Here is a 2,598-nt window from a genome sequence, read left to right on the forward strand (position 1 = left end):
ACCGAGTTCCTTGTACTTCTCGTCGATCGGCGAGCCGGGGTTGGTGCCGATCGTGTCGCCTTCCTCGTCGGGAGCACCGAGGTCGGGTGCGCCGGGGATGCCAAGGCCCTCACCGATCGTGAACCAGTCGGACTTGAGTTTCAGCTTGGACCGAGCCTCGGTGCCGGTCGCTTCCGCCGTGCCGGACGTACCGACCACCTTGACCCCGGTGACGCGACCGCCGTCGGCGCCGAAGTTGTTGCGGGTGGTCACCTCGAACGACTCGAGTTCCCCCACGTCGAAGGCCTTCGCGATGTCGCCGGCGGTCAGCGTCACCGCCCAGTCGTGGTTCGGCGATACCGTGTCGCCGTGATCCTCGACGGCGGGGAAGACGCCGCCTGCCGTGTATCCGCCTGTGGAGGCCGAGAATTCGGTCGGCACCACCTTGTCGTCCTTCACGAGAATCATGCCTTGCGTCGACCGCACGGCATCGGTGGTCCGCGGATCCTCCTTCGCGGCGCCGCCGTAGACCTGGCAACTCTGCGTGTCGCAGGTACGGGCGTACGCTGCTCGGCTCTCGGCCGCGGCGTACGAGCGCGCGGCAACCGCTTGCGCCCGGAGCGCCTCTGCCCCACCGGTATCGGCCCAGCCTGCTTTCGCCTCGACCGGGACGACACCCAGCAGGTAGTCGTCCATGTCGAGGACGTTGACGGTGCGCATGGCGTCGCCGTCGAGCGCAACGCCGAGTGCCCCGCGGTAGGGGGTGTCGCCGGCGCACAGTTTCAGATGTTCGTTCGCAGGGCGGTCCGGGCCCAGGTCGATGGGATCCACCCACGGGTGATCGGTGACGTCCTGCCACAACACTTCTCCGGCGCATCCTCGGGTGACGACGATGTTGGCGCCCCCTCCCGGAGTCGGTGTCAGGTGCACGGCCTCGCCCGGTGCGACGGGCTTGCCCGCGACGACGGCACCGGCATCGGAGTACACGTCGAGTGGCTGATCGTCCCTGCCCTGCAACCGGACGCTGATCTGTGCGTCGGCGAGGGTCCCGAGTGTGGTACCGCTGTAGTAGTGACCGAGGATGCGCTCGGCGGCCCATCCTTGATCCTTGGCGTAGCCGTATGCACCCCACTGGCCCATGCCCCGGCCGTGCCCGTTTCCGTGACCGGAGAGGGTGAACGGTGTGTCTGCGGCGACTGCCTGCCGAATCCCCGTGTCCGAGGCGCTTCGGTGGATGACGATTCCGGCGACGGCGCCGAGCGCGAGGACCGGAGCGACGCCGAGCGCGGACACGCGCAGCAATGATGCCTTCCATCCCATCCGGGCGGGAGGGCCCGCGATGTAGCGCCTTCTGCGGGTCCAGGCGGGTCGACCTGCACCGATCCCGAGTCCGGACTTCACCATCACTGCACTCCTCATCGCTGAACAACGAGCATGTGAAGCGTGGTGAGCACCTCGCCTCTGCACATCCGACGAAATCCGATAAAGTCTCGATGTAAGGTTGAGCGTTATGGACGTGTGTGACTAGTGTGGCAAGAGTGGTTGGAGTTAGCAACACCAGTCACTTCAACCACATGAGAATCACTAGTTGCAGAACACGCGAGCCCACTCGCAGGAACCTACAACTGAGGAGAGTCCCTTGCCGCACCGCCGACCGAAGCCCTCGATCGTCCTGGGGGCGGTGGCCGCGCTGGCTGTCGCAAGCCCCGCGGCGGTCTACGGCCTCACCAGCACCCCGTCCGACGTCCGCTCCGCCAACGAGACCTCGAATACCGCCGTGTCCACCGAAATCGCCCAGGTGGTGCTGGCACAGGTGCCCGACATCGTGATTCCACTGAAAGAACTGACCGGGCTCAACCTGCCCGACGTGAACATCGGCGAGCTCCGCAATCTGCCGATCCCGCCCACCATCAACATCCCCAGCAACATCCCGCTGCCCGGCGGATTCACGGTGCCCAGCCTCCAGATCCCGCTGCAGCTCCCCCAGCCCGGAGACGTCTCCGACCCCGCGAACCTCCCACCCGCCGATCAGGAACCGGGCGCGGTCGTGAAGGAACTCTCCCGGGACACACCGTTCAGCATGGTGGCACTCACATCCGAGACACTCGCCTCGGCCGAGTCGAAGATCCGCGCAATGAAGGACGACGGAACCTGGGGCCCCTGGGTCTCCCCCGACATGATCGACACCCGCCGCACGGACCGGACGGCATCCGACGGCACGGTCGCGACGGAACCCGTCTTCGTGGGCCTGACCAAGGCGGTCCAGATCCTCACACCCACGACACCACCTGCACCGGCCGCCCCCGCCGCCCCCGCCGCCCCGGCACCTGCGCCCGCACCGGTTCCCGGGGACGCCGCTCCGCTGGGTTACACCCCCGCCTCCGTCAACACGCCACTACGTCAGCAACCCGCTCTCGCAGGCGCCGAGGATGTGACCGCGGTCCTCATCGAGCCGGGATCGACCCCGGCGGATGCGGTGCTCAGCGACATCGCCGGGCCGGCCGCTGGTAGTGGACCCAAGGTCATCAGCCGCCAGCAGTGGGGTGCCGACGAGTCGATCCGCTGCGAGGAACCCACCTACGACGACTTCCTCAGCGGTGCAACAGTGCACCACACCGC

Annotated in this window: 1 protein-coding gene and 1 pseudogene; one reads left to right on the top strand and one right to left on the bottom strand. The window is 67.4% G+C overall.

The window, feature by feature from the left end; all coding sequences use genetic code 11:
• Nucleotides 1–1,383, bottom strand: a 1,383-nt coding sequence (locus WAW17_RS20700) for a SpoIID/LytB domain-containing protein (protein WP_422334790.1), incomplete at its 3' end; no start/stop codon positions are given.
• Nucleotides 1,384–1,618: 235 nt separating this feature from the next.
• Here WAW17_RS20700 and WAW17_RS20705 point away from each other — a divergent pair.
• A pseudogene (locus WAW17_RS20705) lies at nt 1,619–2,598 on the top strand (cold-shock protein); the annotation flags it as partial.

Origin of the sequence: Rhodococcus sp. (in: high G+C Gram-positive bacteria), assembly GCF_049286785.1 — a bacterium.
Classification (GTDB): Bacteria; Actinomycetota; Actinomycetes; order Mycobacteriales; family Mycobacteriaceae; genus Rhodococcus_F.